Here is a 17,484-nt window from a genome sequence, read left to right as displayed (position 1 = left end):
CTTAAAGATCCATTTCATAAAAAGCCTCTCCATATTCAAAATCAGAATTCTTCGCAATCTCTCTTGCCCATTTTCTAATATTGTTTTCCCACTTAGGATGATTTTCTATCTGACTTTTATGAAATCTAAGAGCTTTTATTTTCTTTTCTATCGTTTCTGTTATATCCATTATAAGATTAGGTGTATCTGTTGGAGTAAGTAATAATTTTTCTGGTCTAAAGGGATTTAAACCTATTTCTCTTAAAAAAGGATAAAAATGCCAGTCTCTTGCAATCATAATTCCACTAATTACTGCAAGTCCTACAATTCTATGATCAGGATGAAAAAATCTTGCCCAAGGATCGTTTGTCACTATTCTATATGGTTTTATTTTCCTTATAAGAGCAGCAATTTCAATTTTTAGGGTAGGAATATTTTCCAATTCTCCATCTGGATGTTGTAAGAATATCACTCTTTTAACTCCAAGATATTTAGCTGATCTTTCTTGTTCTTCCTCTCTTTTATTTGATACAGAATAAGGTTTCTCATCTTTATTCCAACTCCCTTTTCCTCCATCAGAAACAATAACATAATAAACCTCCCCCTCTTTTACCCATTTCGCAACACTCCCTCCACAACTCATCTCAGGATCATCAGGATGCGCCATTACCAATAGAGTGATTCTTGATAATTTTCTCATAGGCTTCAATATACCTCCTTCCAGTTTCCTCCCAACTAAATTTCAAAACCCTATTTTTTAACTCTACACCAAGTTCACTTCTCTTAGAGGGATTAGAAAGAAGAAAATTAATAGCCTCTCCTAAGCTTTTGGGTTTCCTTTCTGTAAGAACTCCTCTTTTTCCTAAAATTTCAGAAATAGATGTATCAGAGAAACCAACAACAGGTCTTCCAGAGCTCATTGCCTCTAAAACTACAAGACCAAAAGACTCATAATAAGAAGGGAGAACCAACATACAAGACTCCCAATAAATCTTATATAGCTTTTCGTGAGGAATTCTTCCTAAAAATCTCACGGGATAATTTTGCGCTATAGATTTTAAGTATTCAAAATAAGATTCATCTTTCGAAGGGCCACCAACTATGGTCAAGGAAAAATCCCCTTTTAAAAACCTTAGGGATTCAATGAGAATGTCAACTCCTTTTATAGGATCTAATCTTCCCACAAAGAGGATATTTTTACTTCCGTCTTTCTTAAAAGGAAAATCATTAAAAGATACACCGGGAAGAATTACCTCCACAAAGGCTTTTGGAGAAATCTTTTTTATCCAATTTTTTTCTTTTAAAGTAGAGGAGATTATCAAATCACATTTTCTAATTATTTCTTCTTCTATATCCATCCTTAAAGAATCCTTTGAAATTCCCTTTAAAGCTTCAATTGTATGAAAAGTATGAACCCAGGGAATAAAAGGGAATAGCTCTTTTATTTTCATGGCAACAATTCCAGAAAGCCAGTAATGGGAGTGAATGAGGTGGTATCTTTTCTTACTCAAAAAATGAATGATTTTTTCTGAAAAATCCTCTGGTTTTATAGAGTTAATATATATTAAATTACAATTTTCAATTTTCCTTCTATTTCCCTCTCCCCTACACATAATATCCACCTCTAAATCCTTACTTAACCTTCTATATAAATTGGAAAGATAAATATCCATTCCCCCAGTGAATCCCTCTCCCACAGGATGAAGAAGTGACGAGTGATATGAAATAACGCAGATTCTCATCTTTTTATTTTCCATGTGTATGTTTTCCTTGCACCAAGGTCAAATTTAAATCTCTCCTCTCCTCTAAGAAAATTATAATAAGTAAATCCTTCTTCAATAGCTTCTTTTATATCCATTGCAAAAGAAACAAAACCTGGAGAAAGTTTATAAAATTTAGTGTTATATGCAGAATTAAAAGCATAAATTGTATTTTCACTCTGGAAACAAAATAAGATCGCTAAAATCTCTCTTTTATAAAAAGAAGCCTTTAATCTTAAGAGTTTTTCCCCTTCCAAGTATAAAGCAAGATTTAAAAAAAATTTTTTCATATTTTTAGTTAGAAACTCTCTTTTTTGAGGGAAAGACTCCATCATTATAAATAACTCTTTTATTTCCTCTCCCTTAAGGCTCCTTATCTTTAACCCTTCTACTTTCCTTAATTTTCTTCTTACCTCATGTCTCTCTTTTGAAGGTAAATTCTCTAAATACTCTTCCCAACTTCTTGGAAGCTTCAAAATTGGAATTATATTAACTAATTCTTTTTTAGACTCATTTGGAAAAATCTTCATAAGAGGAGATTCAGGAAGAATTGGATATAGTTCAAATCTTAATTCTTTCTCTTTTATAAAGGAAGACAAAGTATTAATTACATCTTCTGAATATTTAGGATTAAATAAGATTCCATTTAAATCCGTCACTCTCTCGTCTCCAATTAATGAAAGTTTTCTATTTTTTATTTCTCCTGGAATAATTCCAACGATTTCAGATTCATCATATAAAACCATAACATTAAAATCTTTCTTCAATAAATATTTACTTAAAGAATAAAACCATCCAAAAGAAAGAAAAGGAGCTTTTTCTTCTGTGAGTTTAAAAATTCCATTCCATTCTTCCTCAATCTCTGGGATAGGCTTCCACTCTATCCTTAGATTCTTATTCCTTCTTAACATCTTCTTAAAAGTACAAAGGCTTCTCTTTTCCCAAAATTGTATTTTCTCCATGCCCCGGATAAATAATTGTCTCTTCTGGCAAGTTCATTATTTTATTTCTAATGCTATCAAAAAGAACCTCTTCATTCCCTCCCGGAAACATTGTATTACCCCAACCACCAGCAAATATAGTATCTCCCGAAAAAAGAAATCCATTAATATAGAAACAACAACTACCAGGAGTGTGCCCTGGTGTATGAATCACTAAAATATCTCTATTCTCAAAAGAAAGCCTTTCTCCATCCTTGAGTTCTCTAAATGAAATATTAATAGAATCTAAAGGATGAATTGCAATAAGAGCTCCTGTGGCTTTAGCAACAGGAACTAAAGCATCTATATGGTCAAAGTGGTTATGAGTAAGGAGTATCATTTTTATCTTAAAGTCTTTCACCCCTTTAATTATTTTATCTTCCTCTCCCCCAGGATCTATAATTATTCCTATCCCCTGCTGTGTTATTATATAACAATTTGTCCTTAATGGACCAACTTCTATTATTTTTATCCGCATTTTATCTAAAACCTACTTTAAAAAGAATATTTGAGCACAAAATTTTGTCAAGAGAAACTTAATCCAGTTGACAAATAAATAGTGAATGTAGAATATTAAAAAAGCAAAAGTTAAAGATGAATATAAAAAACCAAAGAATAGATCTTACTCAAATAGGGAAAAAATGGAAAGAAATCTTAGATAAGAGAGAATATGAAATTATTGATAAGGAAGAAGATTTCAAATTTCCTTACTTTGCCTACGGGATAAACTTTTATGAGTATAAATATGCACAAAGATTAAAACAGATGTTGGTAGAAAAATATAAGGGGAAAAACCTGGAAGAAGTAATCCCAGGAGAAGAAATAGAAACAGAAAGGGGAAAATGTTACCTTGTTAAAAGTATAGAGAAATTGAACCTGAATATAATTAATCAAAATAAGATAAAAGAGAATTTACTCCTAAACTTCAAGTTAATCTATGGGATAAGAGAAAAAAACGAGAATCTATTAAAACATAAAGGTTATAAAACATTGGAAGATTTAAAAAACCATCCACGCTTTGGAGAAAGCGCAAAAAGACTTCTTAAGCTTATTAATACTAACAATATAAAGGGGATTATTGAGGCAATTAAGGAAAGATTCCCAAGCTCTCATCCTCTAAATTTCCAAATTTCTTGCTTTTGCGAAAAAGAGAATTTCATTATCTTAGATGTAGAAACAATGGGGCTTTTTACAAGGCCTATTATCCTTTACGGAGTTTTACATGTAAAAGGAAACGAAGCCTTAATAAATCAGTATCTTGTCCGCGAGATTAAAGAAGAACCTGCTGCTCTTTTAAGCTTCCTTACCAATTTAAAAGAGAACTCTGCTATAGTTTCATTTAATGGAAGAACCTTTGATATCCCTTATATAAAAGAGCGCCTTGCATATTATGGAATAAAAAAGAATTTTGATAATCTTCACTTTGACCTTCTTTTCTTTACAAGGAGAGCTTGGAAAGAAAAACTTCCGGATTATAGATTAACAACATTAGAAAAAAAACTCCTTGGCCTAAATAGAAAAGTAAATGTTCCAAGTGCTCTTGTTCCGGAATTTTATAACACATACTTAAGAAATAGAAATCCAGGTCCATTAATTCCAATAATTGAGCATAATAGGCAGGACCTTCTAACTCTTACCAAAATCTTCTCAAAATTACACGAAGAATGGAAAACTTTATAGAAAAAGTATTAAAATTCCTAAAAGAAAATCCAAGATACAAAAAAAGAATAGAACATATTGAAATATTACCCCAAAAAAATCCCATTTTTGGAGAAGTAAAGAAGGCTTTTTCTACAAAAATAAATAATTATCTTAACAAAAAGAAAATTAAGCTTTATAACCATCAGTGTGAAGCAATAGAAGCCTTAATTGAAGGGGAAAATGTTATAATAACAACATCCACTTCATCTGGAAAAACACTTTCTTTTACAATTCCAATATTTGAAAAACTCAATCAAGACAAAAATGCAACTGCTCTTTATTTATATCCTACAAAAGCTCTTGCTAATGACCAACTTAAAGTGATAAAAGAGTTTGAAAATCTCTCCGGAATATCGGTAAACCCTGCAATATACGATGGAGACACTCCTTCTAGTAAGAGAGGAAAAATTAGAGAAAGTTCAAGAATAATAATAAGCAATCCCTACGAATTCCACCAAACTTTACCCTGGCATTACAAGTGGGAAAATTTCCTTAGTAACTTAAAATTTATTGTCCTGGATGAAGCTCACCGATATAGAGGTGTTTTTGGATCAAATGTTGCCTTTTTAATAAGAAGGTTAAAAAGAATTTGTAATTTCTATGGCTCAAATCCTCAATTTGTAATCTCTACAGCTACAATTGCCAATCCTCTTGAATTTGCCAATAAATTAGTAGGTCTTGAATTTACTCTCATAAATAAAGATGGCTCCCCAAAAGGGAAAAAATATTTTATTTTTTATAATCCTTATTATGATGGAGCTGGAGAGTTCTCTACCCATCAAGAAGCAAAAGATTTATTATTACTTTTTGTAAAAAACAATCTTCAGACCCTTTGTTTTACCTCCTCAAGAAAAATGGCTGAACTAATCATTTTATGGGCAAAAGAGGAATTAAAGGAAAAAGAACCCAACTTGATCAGTAAAATAACTTCCTATAGAGCCGGTTATCTTCCTTCTGAAAGAAGGGAGATAGAGAATAATTTAAAAAATGGCATATTAAAAGGTATTACTTCAACAAACGCGTTAGAATTAGGAATAGACATTGGTTCTTTAGATAGTGTAATTATATCAGGTTATCCAGGAACAATCATCTCAACTTGGCAACAAATAGGTAGAGCAGGAAGAGGAAATAGGGACTCAATTGCAGTTCTTATTGCCTTCCAGAATCCTTTGGATCAATATTTTATGAAACACCCAAAAATTTTCTTTGAGAAATCTCACGAAAATGCAATAATTGATTTATCAAATCCATACATAGTTTCTGGACATCTTCTCTGTGCTGCCTCAGAATTACCTATTAAACTGCCAGAAGATGAACTCTATTTTGGCAAAAAAACCAGAGAATTTTTAGAAGCTCTGAGAAAAGAAGGCCTAGTAGAAAAAACAAAAAATGGATGGGTTTATATAGGCAAAACAAGAGCTACTTTAGGTGTTAGCCTTGATAATATTTCTTCTTCAATTTTTAAAGTTATCTCTAACGGAAAAGTAATTGAAACAATGGATAGATTACAAGCCTTTAGAGAAGCTCATAAAGGAGCTGTTTTCCTTCACCAAGGAGAAACTTACATTGTTGAAAAATTAGATTTAGAGAAAGGTATAGTCCAGGTAGAGAAAAAAGAGGTCGATTATCATACAGAAGCATTAAAAAATGTAGAAATAAAAATATTAGAAGAAATCAAGAAAAAGGAAATTGGGAGCTTTTCTGTATGTTTAGGAAGAGTAAATGTGAAAGAGCAATACACTGAATATAAAATAATGAAATACGATAAGGTAATAGGAAAAGAAGAGCTTGACTTACCACCTCTTGAATTTAAAACATTAAGTCTTTGGTTCTCTCTTCCTGAAATTCAAGAGAAAATATGGAAAAAAAGAAAAGAAGATAAAAAAATAAAAAAGAATTCGGAGAATGTTTTAGAGTGCTTTATGGGAGGTCTTCATGGGGCTGAACATGCAATGATCGGGGTAATTCCATTTTATGTTATGTGTGACAGATGGGACATTGGAGGCGTTTCTACTCCTTTCCATCCTGACACAATCCAACCCACAATTTTCATTTATGATGGTTTTGAAGGTGGGATAGGCTTAGTAGAAAAAGCTTTTGATTTAATTAGAGAAATAGTAAAAATGACCTATGAGCTTGTAAGAAATTGTCCATGTGAAAATGGATGCCCATCTTGCATCTTTTCGCCTAAATGCGGAAATGAAAATGAACCTCTTGATAAAATTGCAACTATCTCAATCCTTGAAGAAATTCTTCTTCTTATGAAGTAAACTTAATTTAGAATCTCCTATTGACAGCTCAATAAGATTTAATATTATTGGAAAACCAAAGGAGAAAAATTGAATTTTTTAGAAACTTTAGAAGAGGAAAAAGTTATTATAGCTGATGGAGCAATGGGAACCTCTCTTTATTCTCTTGGTATTCCAAAAGGTAGATGTTTCGAAGAACTTAACATCTCTGAGCCTAATATCGTTCAAGAGGTTCATCGAGCTTTCCGCGAAGCTGGAGCAGAAATCATTGAAACCAACACCTTTGGAGCAAATCGCTTAGTTTTAGACCTCTATTATGGTCTTGGAAAAAAGACTAAAGAAATTAATTATAAAGGAGCAAAAATTGCAAAAGAGGCAGGAAAAGGAGCCTTTGTGGCTGGTTCTGTTGGACCAATAACAAGATTGCTCAACGGAAAAGAAGAAGTTCCTTTTTCTCAAATCGAAGAGATTTTCTCCGAACAAATTACTTCTCTTCTCGAAGGAGGGGTTGACTTAATAATCATAGAAACAATGTCAGATATAGAAGAGGCTAAAGCAGCCATAAATGCGGTAAGGAAAGAAAATTCTCCTTTCATCGTTTCCTTTTCCTTTTCAAATGAAGGGAGAACTTTAAAAGGTTTTGATCCAGAAGATATTGCTAACTTTCTTAAAAAAGAAGATGTAGAAATTATGGGTGTAAATTGTGGCTCTGGTCCTCAAGAAAGTTTTTCTTCCACAAAGAAATTTCTACTCGTCGAACCAAAATGGTTATCCGCAATGCCAAATGCAGGACTACCAAGATTTATAGATAGAAAATTCATTTATCCATACAATCCAGAATATTTCCTCCATTACGCTAAGAAGTTAATCTCTATTGGAGTATCAATAATTGGTGGGTGTTGTGGGACAACACCCCAACACATAAAAATGCTTGCTGAAAACCTAAAAGGAGAAAAAGTTGTTAGAAAAAAAATTTCCTTTAATGGGAGGCTTCAAACAAAAGAGGTCTATAAACCAAAGGTTGTAACAACAACTCTTAAAGAAAAAACAAAAAGGGAATTTATTTTAATTGTAGAATTAGAACCCCCAAGAGGGACAATCTTAGACGAAGAGATAAAAATCGCCAAAGAATTAGAAAGAATAGGAATTACAGCTGTTTCTATTTCGGATAGTCCAATGGGAAAAGTTAGAATGGACCCACTCGCTTTAGCCCATAGAATAAAAGAAGAAACATCCCTTGAGGTCATTCTACATAAAACAACCCGAGACAAAAGCATTCTTGGATTACAATCTGAGTGTCTATCTATTTCCGCTCTTGGAATAGAAAATATTTTAGCATTAACAGGAGATACTCCAACTATAGAAATTCCTATTTTATCTTCTCCCCAGGAATTAACATCAAAAGAACTCATTCGAATTATTAAAACCTTAAACTCAGGAAAAGATATATTTGGGAATCCTCTTGAATCTCCAACGAATTTATGGGTTGGGGCAGCCTTAGGCGTAGAATTAAATAACATAGAAATTTCAAGAATGAATTCAAAAATAGAACTCGGTGCAGAATTTTTTATTACACAACCTGTATTTGATTTAGAAAAATTTATTCCTCTTGCAGAAGAAGTAAAAAAATTATCCATTCCAATATTTGCAGGGGTTATGCCCCTTTTAAACTCTACACAAGCAGAATATCTCCATAATGAAGTTCCAGGAATAAGTATCCCAATGGAAATTAGAAAAAGAGCGGATAAAGAAGGAATAAAAATAGCAAAGGAAATTATAAGAAATTTAAAAGAAATTACAAATGGAGTGTGTTTAATGCTTCCAAAGAAGAAAATTGAACTCTTAAAAAATTTATTAGACTTATAGAGGAAACAAATGCTTATAGCCGAACTTACAGGATTTTTCCCCCGTTCACCAGAGCTTATTAAAGCAACAAGAGACTATGATAGAGGAAGGTTGGATAAAGAAGAACTTGAACAGATTAGAGAAAAAGATGTGAGAAAACTTATTGATTATCAAAAAGACTTTGAATATATAACTGATGGCAATCTCCTATGGCAGGATCTTTTAAGACCTTTTGTAAAAGCAAATGGAATTGAATGTGGAGCGTTAACAAGGTTTTTCAGAACAAATACGTTTTATAGAAAACCTTTAATAAAAGGAAAAATTAAATTTAATCCTGAGGAGATAGAAAATTTCTTTTATGGATTTCTAATCCCAGAAAGAAGAAAAGTTATTATCCCAGGACCCATCAGTTTTTTTTATTTGAGTGAAGACTTTTACAAAAAAGACACTTTATTTATGATTACAGAAGTCATTAGAGATGTTTCTGAATATCTCGAAAAAAAGGGAGTAAGTTGCATCCAATTTTCAGAACCTTCAATTGCCTTTTTAAAATTCGATCCCTTATGGAAGGAATGCTATACCCTCTTAACGAAAAACCTTAAAATAGAAACTACCCTCCACATTCCGTGGGGAGATTTTTCTCACCTTCAAGAATTGCTTTTCTTACCTGTAAACTCTATTATTATAGATTTTTTATCTACTTCTATTGAAAATCTCAACTTAAGAATGGAAAAAAGAATAGGAATAGGGTGTATTGATGCTCAAATCTCTCTTATTGAAGAAGAACTTCAAACAAAAAAATTTGTAGAAAAAGTTATCTCAAAATTTAAGATAGAAAAATTTTTTATATGTCCAAATATGAGTTTAGAATTCTTACCCTATGAGATAGCGATTAGTAAACTTGAGGTATTAAGAAGAATTGCAGAGGCTTTCTCTTAAGGAGAGATTATGAAATTCCTTACTCAAGAAATTGGTAGTATTGCAAGACCTAACTGGCTTATAAAAAAAATGAGAAATCTGCCTCTTAAAGAAGAGGATTATGAAGAACTTCAGCACTGGATTAAGTTTTCTCAAATTGAAAGAAAAGAAGAATTAGAATTTCTAATAAATAAAGAAATTTTGGAAGAAAAAGACAAAGAAGAATTAAAAAAATTCTCCAGTCTTCTTGTGGTAAGATGTTTTGAAAGGATTGGTCTTGACATTATATATGATGGAGAACAACAAAGAACTGAAATGTATCAAGAACCAATCTCTAAGATTGAAGGTTTTAAGTTTTACGGAGAAGTTAGAAGTTTTGACAACAAATATTACAAAAAAGCAGCATGTATTGGAAAGCCAAAACTGAAATTCCCTTATCATCTTGAAGAATTTAACTATGTTAAAACTCTCACAAAAAAACCAGTTAAAATTCCAATAACAGGAGCCTACACATTTACTAACTGGTCTTTTAATGAATATTATCTAAAAAAATGGATTAAAAAAGAAAAAAATAGAAAAAAGGCACTCCATAAAGCAAATTATGAGCTTGCCGTAAATCTTGCAAAGAATGTAATTCGGCCAAATATTCTCGCTCTATTTAAAGCAGGGGCTACAATTATCCAAATAGATGAACCTGCCGCCACTACCGAACCTGAAGAGATAGGAATATTCGTAGAAAGTTTAAATAACTCAATAGAGGGGATTAAAAAATGTAAATTCATTCTCCATATATGTTTTAGCGACTATTCTATTCTTTATCCCGAAATTCTGAAAGTAAAAAATTGCTCTCAATACGCCTTTGAATTCGCCCAGAGTGAAAACTATGATTTTCTCAAACTGATGAAGAAATATTCTGATAATAAAGAGATTGGCCTTGGGGTTCTCGATGTTCATTCCGATAAAATAGAACCTCCAGAACTAATAAGAGATAGAATTTTAAAAGCCGCTAAAATATTAGACCCCGAGCAAATTTATGTAAATCCTGACTGCGGCCTTAGAACAAGAAGTTGGAAAGTAGCCTTTAAAAAGCTTGAAAATATGGTAAAAGGTGCAGCTCTTGCCAGAAAGAAAATTTCTTAAGCTTTTCCTGCTGAACCCAAGACATTTTCGTTTTTATGTTTATACATATTTATTAAGGCTTCCCTAGCTGGTCCTAAATATTTCCTTGGATCAAATTCAGCAGGATGTTCCTTTAGGTATTTTCTTATCGCTGCAGTCATCCAAAGTCTACCATCAGAATCAATATTCACTTTACAAACTGCTGATTTTACAGCTCTTCTTATCTGCTCCTCTGGAATCCCTATTGCATCTTTAAGTTCACCACCATTTGCATTAATAATTCTCACAGCTTCAGCAGGAACCGAAGAAGAACCATGAAGAACTATTGGAAATCCCGGAATTCTCCTTTCAACCTCTTCAAGGATATCAAAACGAAGAGGAGGTGGAATTAATATTCCATCCTCATTCCTTGTGCATTGTTCAGGCTTAAATTTGTTTGCGCCATGAGAAGTTCCTATTGAAATTGCAAGAGAATCAACCCCTGTCCTTTCAACAAATTCTTCAACTTCTTCAGGTTTTGTATAATGGGTTTTCTCTGCAGAGACTTCTTCTTCTATACCAGCTAAAACTCCAAGTTCTCCTTCTACTGTAACATCATATTTATGAGCAAAATCCACAACCTTTTTTGTAAGCGCAACATTCTCCTCAAAAGGAAGGGAAGATCCATCTATCATTACAGAGGAAAAACCCGACTCAATAACAGAAACACAAAGTTCATAAGAATCTCCATGGTCAAGATGTAAAGCGAGGGGTATTTCCTTTAACCCCTTTTCTTTTGCCAATTCTTTCATCATCATAACAGCACCCTCACCTAAATATCTCAAAAGGGTTTGATTTGCGTATTTTCTCGCACCTTTTGAAACCTGTAAAATCACGGGAGACTGAGTTTCCACACAAGCTGTAATAATTGCTTGGAGTTGTTCCATATTATTAAAATTATAAGCAGGAACAGCATAACCTCCTTCTAGAGCCTTTTTTAACATCTCACGAGTATTCACAAAACCCAATTCTTTATATGAAATCATAAAAAGAACCTCCTTTTCTATCTTTGTTTTTTAATATAATAAAAAAAAATTTTAATGCAATATTTTCCCCTTGACAAAAATTGCATTATTTTTCCATATAATTTTCTATAAATGGAAAAATTAACCGTAGGGCAAGGCAAAAGCCTTGCAAAAAAGATAAGAAATGTAGGGCAAACCAAAAGGCTTTGCAAAATCAACTGGCGGGCAAAGATTTATCTTTGCAAAAGGAATAAAAATGGGAAATCGGGAATCAGGATTTAGGATTTCGAGTTTAGGATTTAGCAAAGGAACAACAAATTGTACAAACTCCACAAATATCAACTGCTGTTTTGAGTTACGAGATTTTTAAAAGGGAGCAAGTTCAAATGAATGGACAAGCCAAAACTCACAACTCGAAACCCGAAACAATTAAATGTTTTAATATTTGATTTTTATACGAAAGGAGGTTCTATGAAAAAGTTAAGTTTAGTTGTCGTGTTGTTGTTGGTTAGTTGGGTTGCCTATGGACAAGGTGGTTGGACTGATGATGGAACTGTTGTCAGATTAACAACAAGCTCGGATAAAGTCGGAATCGGGACGGCGAATCCGGAAGAGAAACTGGAAGTTAATGGAAACCTCAAAATTTCAGGTAACTATAAAATCACTTCAGGTGGGAATTTAACTATCGAAGGTAGCCCTGGAAGTTATTCTCCGGCTACTCTCAAGCTGAATAGTTCCAGTGAAGCTTACCTTTACGGAGGAACCGGAGGAGGTGACCAGCACCATGTAATCCTCGCTCACACAGGTTCTCAAGCATGGGGTCGTGTTGGTATAAGGAAAACAAATCCCAGTTATGAATTAGATGTAGCCGGAACAGTTCAGATGACAGGTTTCAGATTACCAACAGGTGCAATGAATGGTTATGTTTTAACCTCTAATGGTAGTGGTGTTGGAACCTGGCAATTGCAGTGGTTGAAGAACGGAAACAATATTTATTACAATGCAGGTAAAGTTGGTATCGGAGTAACAAATCCTCAGTCGGAACTAACTGTCAATGGAGTAATTACGACCAAGGAAATAAAAGTTAAATTAACAGGCTGGCCTGATTTTGTTTTTGCGGATAATTACCGATTAATGCCTCTTAATAAACTTGAACAGCATATCAAAAAAGAAAAGAGCCTTCCTGGTATTCCAACAGCCAAGGAGGTAACAGAAGAAGGTATCCCGGTTGGAGAACTACAGGCAAAACTTTTAGAAAAAGTTGAAGAATTGACACTGTATGTAATCAAGCAAAATAAAGAATTAACTGAATTAAAGAAGGAACTTGGAGATTTAAGGAGAGAAAATAGAGAATTGAGGCAGAAAATATCAAAGATAACTAGATAACGCAAAAATCAACCATCAAAATGCAAAATGACAGATTAAAATTCAAAACTGAATTAAAAATAGAAACAACGAATCACACTAATGACACAAATTTTTTATGCCGTTCGCCGACGGCTGTCATTTTGCATTTTAAATTTTGATATTTGATTTTGTTAGGAGGTGTAATATGTTTTTCAGGAGAAAATTAAGTATTTTGGTCTTTTGTTTGATGATGGGAGCGATTGGGTTAAAGGCTCAAGGATGGACAAATATGAACGGTGGGTATACAATTTATGCTATTCCAGGTCAGGTAATACATCTCTCTTGTTGTGTTATTTATTTAGGTGGAGGGCAATGTTTTGACCCACCAAGTACCATGGTTTTTAAAGCTCCCTATCCTAATCCTTACTGCTACTTAGGAGTAGGGGGTATGCGTTCTTGGGGAAGAGTAGTAGGAGAATCAGGCTGTGTTAGGTATATTCAAGGAGGTGTTTTTATCCCTCCGTCGATTAGTTCTTCTGTAACTGATAAAGTATATCCGGGTAGGTGCGGACAATTTTCCGGAGAATTGGACGGTCCTCCTTGGACTATAGTTATTAAAGCTGACCAGATACCTGATGAATGTTCAGAGGCAGGTGACCCTGTAAATATTATGGATGGGTCTTTCAATTTGGAATCAACGGACCTTTCTTCGGGTAATTCCAATGGCGTAAGTTTAATTAGAACCTATAAAAGCAGGGAAAGGAATATTTACTTTGTAGATAAACCCACATATCACAAATTATTACTTCCATTCGGGGAAGGTGGCTGGATGCATAATTATGTTAAGTTTCTAGTAATAATGGAAGATTCTGGGAATATATATTATAAGATTAGGGATGGAAACGAGATCCGCGATGTGATTTATGTTAAAAAAAGCGGTGGTGATTCCATAGTCTTTGCAAATGTCTATAAAGTTCACAACGGTCTCGTAGAAATAGATGCGAATCACTGGAAATACATAAAATCGGATGGAACTATTGAATTTTATTCAAGAAGCAGTGTTTTTCCTCGGGTTGCTTTAATTGATTCTGTAAGACAATTTGATGAAACAACTCTGCGTTTTGGATATAGCGCAGACACTTTAAAATATGTAATAGATAAATGGGGAGATAGTTTAAAATTTTATTACAAAATTTACTGCGGTTCCCCAATGCTGGAGAAAGTCAAAATTTCAGGAAAAAATGAGTGGATGGAATATAAATATATAAAAATTAACTCTCTTTATCAGGGAGTTATAGATACTCTTTGCCGTTTATCTCAGATAATAAAACACACCCCAGGGAATGAAATAATCGTTTTTGATAGATACTATTACAATAGAGATTTAGTTCCCGGAGTAGATACTGGTGTGGATTTAAAAACCGATATAGTTACCTGGATTCCTCCCCAGAGAGCGTATAACGAGGACAATGATACGAGCCTAACAGCTTACAACAACCATCGTCTAACAGGCTATAGAGTAAATAACTGGTATGGGAAATACCCGGTTGAAGGCGTTTATTATCAGGAAGTAGTATCCGGAGATACAATTCTGGAAAAGAGTTATATAAAGAGATTCTATTCTGGAAATCATCGTGTTGACTCCGTATATGTTTACCACTGGGAAGATTTGCCAGAGCTTGGGGCTCACGACCCGAATGATACCTCTTTCACCCCTTCAACCACGGGTTATGACTATTTAGAGATAATCAGATACAATCCCATTGGAACGCGTTCTTCGGTAACAGTTGCAGGTAAAACAACTCGCTATCTCAGCTATGACTCCGATTATAATCCTCTTCTTGTCGTTGAACCCGACGGTGATACCATTCGATACGAATATTACGCCTACACAGTTGGAAATAAAACAAGATATTCTTCTTATCCAACCAAAATCGTATATCCCGGAAGAGATTCGGTTCTCAATCATTATTCCCGTCCAGACCCTGATAATCCTTACTATATCCGCCTCGATTGGACCATTGACGAGGAAGGAAGAAAGACCGTATATACCTACGACGCAAATAATTACACAGATAAAATCATCCTTGATGATAGATATGTTGCAGGAAAAGGGGTTGTGGACATAGTCACGGACTACGACTATAATGCTGTTGGTAATCTCCTTCGGGTTGAAGACCCAGAAGGGGTTATAACATACTACCAGTACAGCGATAACGACAATGGTCCATTCCTTTTGAAGAGCGGCGTAGATATTGGAAGAGATGGGGATGAAGATAATGACATTCTTACAATTTACTCATACAATAATCTTGGTAAAATCGAAAAGAAGATAGAAGCAAGAGTTAATCCTCTTGTAATTGACACAACTCGCTATCAATATGATGTTATGGGTAAACTATCAAAGATTGTTTATCCAAATGGTGATTATGAAGAATTTATCTATGATAAAGCAGGAAACCTGATTCAGAAAAAATCCCTTGATACACTGGGCAACTCGGTCACAACCCATGAATATAAATCCCGTCCCTTTGGGAAACTAAAACAGGTAAAGGAATATGCAGGAGCCCAGACTTATACAACGAAATACGATTACAATCAGGATGGAAAACTTGTAAAATTTACCAATGCGAACAATAAAACGATAAATTACAAATATAAACAAGACAAACTCGTTTCCACTCATTATCCCGATGGAACGAAAGACTCTCTCGGTTACTATCCCTGCGGTTGTTATTTACTGTTTAAAATGGATAGAAATGGAGAAGTTACACAATATCTCTATGATAAACGAGACAGACTCAAAAAGAAACTGTATTACAACAGCCTCTCGGATTACAATAGTTACAATCCATCCGATTCTCTCGTTTACTATTACAACAAAGTCGGTGAGATAATAAGAACAAAAGATAAAACAGGAGATATTATCTACAAACGGGATGATGTTGGAAATCTTGACACTGTAAAGGTATACTCCCTATATACCAATGTTTACCAATACGACCTCTCTGGAAGAAAAACACACTTTAAATCCTACAAATACGGGAATCCGTCCCAGGTATATTTAGAGCAGACCTTCCAGTATGATGATGCAGGAAGAGATATATCCACAACCGTAGCCGGGAAGAGGTGGGATCTTTCCTACTATGACAATAATGCCTTAAAAGAAATCTCATATCCGGAAATATCCGGAGGTTCAAATAGACTCTCGGAATCTTATCAAATTGGAAAGAGAGGAGAAATAACCGAAATCTTTACAGGTTTGAATCATAATATAACAAATCTCCTCACTAATCCTGGCTTTGAAACAGGGAATTTAACAGGCTGGAATGGTTATCCGCAAGCTGGAGCAACAAAATGGTATATTGACGCTACGGATAATATTGTAGAATTTTCCTGCGGAAATACTCACGGAACTGGAAATCCGTATCATTCCTGGCAGGTAACGAGTTCAGTCAAAAAGGAAGGTAATTACTCGTTATATTCCCCCTATTCTCCTACAGAGCCATATTCCGATGTAGAATTTCTCCTTCAGCACTTCGATTTATCAGATTATGGTTACCCATTCGAAGCTTCCGCATGGATAAAAACAAGTGGTCTCGAAGATGGTGTCTGGATAGGAGTGATTTTATGGGCTGATTATCCTGATAGCATAAGAGTTCTTGCTGATAGGTGGTCGGAAAGGATTACGGGAACGCAGGATTGGAAGAAGGTAACGGTTACCATAGATGATGAAGGATACGATGTCAACAACCTGAAAGGGATATTTTATATAGAAAGAATTAGAGGTAATGGAGCAGTCTGGGTAGATGATATCAGGCTTGAAAAAGGAGATACCCTTCAGAATGCAAAAATAACTTACCAATATGACAGAAGAGCAAACAGGAACTACTCATACATCAAACTTCCGGACGGAACCGAAGAAGAGCAGATATACAGATATGATAATTTGAACAGATTGAAAAAGTCGGTTTTTAGAGAACCTGGGAAGCCTACATCTCAACAATATGTTTACACCTACGACCCTGTTGGGAATAGGACAGAAAGAACTGCTATCGGTTATCCTTCTCATCTGGAGTATATCTACAACACGGACAACAACCGATTGTTGAGTATAACCGAACTCGGGGAACAATATACCTACAACAATAGAGGAGACCTCCTTACTGCAACAGGTGGATATGCTTTCTCCTACGACACAGAAGGAAGACTTGAAAAGATAACTCAATCTACCGGTGTCCAAATCCATAAACTTAAATTCCTGTATTCCTCGGAAGGGTGGAGGATAAGGAAGATAGATAGTTCTGCAACCAAAGTTGATACAACTTAATATGTCTACGATGGAATGTTTGCAGTCGTGGAGTTAAATACTGTTAAATCCAAAGCAGGTGGACACTTTGTGGAGGTTTTGGGGATAAAGAGGGTAGACTTAAATATAAACCTAAAAATTGTTGGTTAGAAGAATTAAGGAGTTGCAATGATTGTTAAAATAAATATCCTCCTTTTAAAGATGAACAATGAAAGGAAGATATATGTTTTATTATCAATAGGACGAGGTTATAAAAATATGCAACCCTTTGAT

General features: G+C 34.2%; 12 protein-coding genes. 7 read left to right on the top strand and 5 right to left on the bottom strand.

The window, feature by feature from the left end; all coding sequences use genetic code 11:
* Nucleotide 1: 1 nt before the first annotated feature.
* From ABIN61_03260 to ABIN61_03245, 4 genes are read right to left on the bottom strand one after another with little or no spacing between them, the layout of a single operon-like run.
* Nucleotides 2-679 carry a PIG-L deacetylase family protein gene (locus ABIN61_03260; protein ID MEO0293226.1) on the bottom strand — a complete coding sequence of 226 codons (678 nt, stop codon included), beginning with the start codon at nt 677-679 and terminating at the stop codon, nt 2-4.
* Nucleotides 633-1,736 (bottom strand): glycosyltransferase, encoded by a 1,104-nt coding sequence (locus ABIN61_03255; GenBank protein MEO0293225.1) that lies wholly within the window; start codon nt 1,734-1,736, stop codon nt 633-635. Before ABIN61_03255 ends, ABIN61_03260 begins: the two co-directional genes overlap by 47 nt.
* Nucleotides 1,718-2,650 (bottom strand): GNAT family N-acetyltransferase, encoded by a 933-nt coding sequence (locus ABIN61_03250; GenBank protein ID MEO0293224.1) that lies wholly within the window; start codon nt 2,648-2,650, stop codon nt 1,718-1,720. The genes ABIN61_03255 and ABIN61_03250 overlap by 19 nt, the downstream gene beginning before the upstream one ends.
* A gap of 4 nt (nt 2,651-2,654) precedes the next feature.
* Nucleotides 2,655-3,197 carry an MBL fold metallo-hydrolase gene (locus tag ABIN61_03245; protein MEO0293223.1) on the bottom strand — a complete coding sequence of 181 codons (543 nt, stop codon included), beginning with the start codon at nt 3,195-3,197 and terminating at the stop codon, nt 2,655-2,657.
* 116 nt (nt 3,198-3,313) lie between these two features.
* Here ABIN61_03245 and ABIN61_03240 point away from each other — a divergent pair, with 116 nt between their 5' ends.
* The 5 genes from ABIN61_03240 to ABIN61_03220 all read left to right on the top strand — a co-directional run bounded on the left by ABIN61_03240 (nt 3,314) and on the right by ABIN61_03220 (nt 10,572).
* Complete coding sequence (locus ABIN61_03240) at nt 3,314-4,399, top strand: ribonuclease H-like domain-containing protein (protein ID MEO0293222.1); 1,086 nt, start codon at nt 3,314-3,316, stop codon at nt 4,397-4,399.
* The gene (locus ABIN61_03235; GenBank protein ID MEO0293221.1) at nt 4,384-6,690 is read left to right on the top strand and encodes a DEAD/DEAH box helicase; all 2,307 of its coding nucleotides are present in this window, start codon (nt 4,384-4,386) and stop codon (nt 6,688-6,690) included. The genes ABIN61_03240 and ABIN61_03235 overlap by 16 nt, the downstream gene beginning before the upstream one ends.
* Before the next feature lie 69 nt (nt 6,691-6,759).
* Nucleotides 6,760-8,535 (top strand): bifunctional homocysteine S-methyltransferase/methylenetetrahydrofolate reductase, encoded by a 1,776-nt coding sequence (locus tag ABIN61_03230; GenBank protein ID MEO0293220.1) that lies wholly within the window; start codon nt 6,760-6,762, stop codon nt 8,533-8,535.
* Between the two features lie 9 nt (nt 8,536-8,544).
* Complete coding sequence (locus ABIN61_03225) at nt 8,545-9,453, top strand: hypothetical protein (protein ID MEO0293219.1); 909 nt, start codon at nt 8,545-8,547, stop codon at nt 9,451-9,453.
* A 9-nt stretch (nt 9,454-9,462) separates the two neighbouring features.
* Entirely contained in the window at nt 9,463-10,572 is a 1,110-nt protein-coding gene (locus ABIN61_03220) for a hypothetical protein (protein ID MEO0293218.1), read from the top strand.
* Here ABIN61_03220 and ABIN61_03215 read toward each other — a convergent pair.
* Complete coding sequence (locus tag ABIN61_03215; protein MEO0293217.1) at nt 10,569-11,576, bottom strand: class II fructose-bisphosphate aldolase; 1,008 nt, start codon at nt 11,574-11,576, stop codon at nt 10,569-10,571. The genes ABIN61_03220 and ABIN61_03215 overlap by 4 nt on opposite strands.
* Nucleotides 11,577-11,945: 369 nt before the next feature.
* Here ABIN61_03215 and ABIN61_03210 point away from each other — a divergent pair, with 369 nt between their 5' ends.
* Entirely contained in the window at nt 11,946-12,941 is a 996-nt protein-coding gene (locus tag ABIN61_03210) for a hypothetical protein (protein ID MEO0293216.1), read from the top strand.
* Between the two features lie 166 nt (nt 12,942-13,107).
* Nucleotides 13,108-17,232 (top strand): hypothetical protein, encoded by a 4,125-nt coding sequence (locus tag ABIN61_03205; protein MEO0293215.1) that lies wholly within the window; start codon nt 13,108-13,110, stop codon nt 17,230-17,232.
* Nucleotides 17,233-17,484: the final 252 nt, after the last annotated feature.

This window comes from candidate division WOR-3 bacterium (assembly GCA_039804165.1).
Lineage (GTDB): Bacteria > Hydrothermota > UBA3072 > UBA3072 > UBA3072 > JAFGHJ01.
This window is presented reverse-complemented; position numbering and strand designations above follow the sequence as displayed.

Bases quoted from the DNA above. Each gene is read 5' to 3' on its own strand.
- ABIN61_03225 (MEO0293219.1), top strand. From the start codon at position 8,545: ATGCTTATAGCCGAACTTACAGGATTTTTCCCCCGTTCACCAGAGCTT.
- ABIN61_03250 (MEO0293224.1), bottom strand. From the start codon at position 2,650: ATGTTAAGAAGGAATAAGAATCTAAGGATAGAGTGGAAGCCTATCCCA.
- ABIN61_03215 (MEO0293217.1), bottom strand. From the start codon at position 11,576: ATGATTTCATATAAAGAATTGGGTTTTGTGAATACTCGTGAGATGTTA.
- ABIN61_03210 (MEO0293216.1), top strand. From the start codon at position 11,946: ATGGACAAGCCAAAACTCACAACTCGAAACCCGAAACAATTAAATGTT.
- ABIN61_03205 (MEO0293215.1), top strand. From the start codon at position 13,108: ATGTTTTTCAGGAGAAAATTAAGTATTTTGGTCTTTTGTTTGATGATG.
- ABIN61_03245 (MEO0293223.1), bottom strand. From the start codon at position 3,197: ATGCGGATAAAAATAATAGAAGTTGGTCCATTAAGGACAAATTGTTAT.
- ABIN61_03240 (MEO0293222.1), top strand. From the start codon at position 3,314: ATGAATATAAAAAACCAAAGAATAGATCTTACTCAAATAGGGAAAAAA.
- ABIN61_03235 (MEO0293221.1), top strand. From the start codon at position 4,384: ATGGAAAACTTTATAGAAAAAGTATTAAAATTCCTAAAAGAAAATCCA.
- ABIN61_03255 (MEO0293225.1), bottom strand. From the start codon at position 1,736: ATGGAAAATAAAAAGATGAGAATCTGCGTTATTTCATATCACTCGTCA.
- ABIN61_03220 (MEO0293218.1), top strand. From the start codon at position 9,463: ATGAAATTCCTTACTCAAGAAATTGGTAGTATTGCAAGACCTAACTGG.
- ABIN61_03260 (MEO0293226.1), bottom strand. From the start codon at position 679: ATGAGAAAATTATCAAGAATCACTCTATTGGTAATGGCGCATCCTGAT.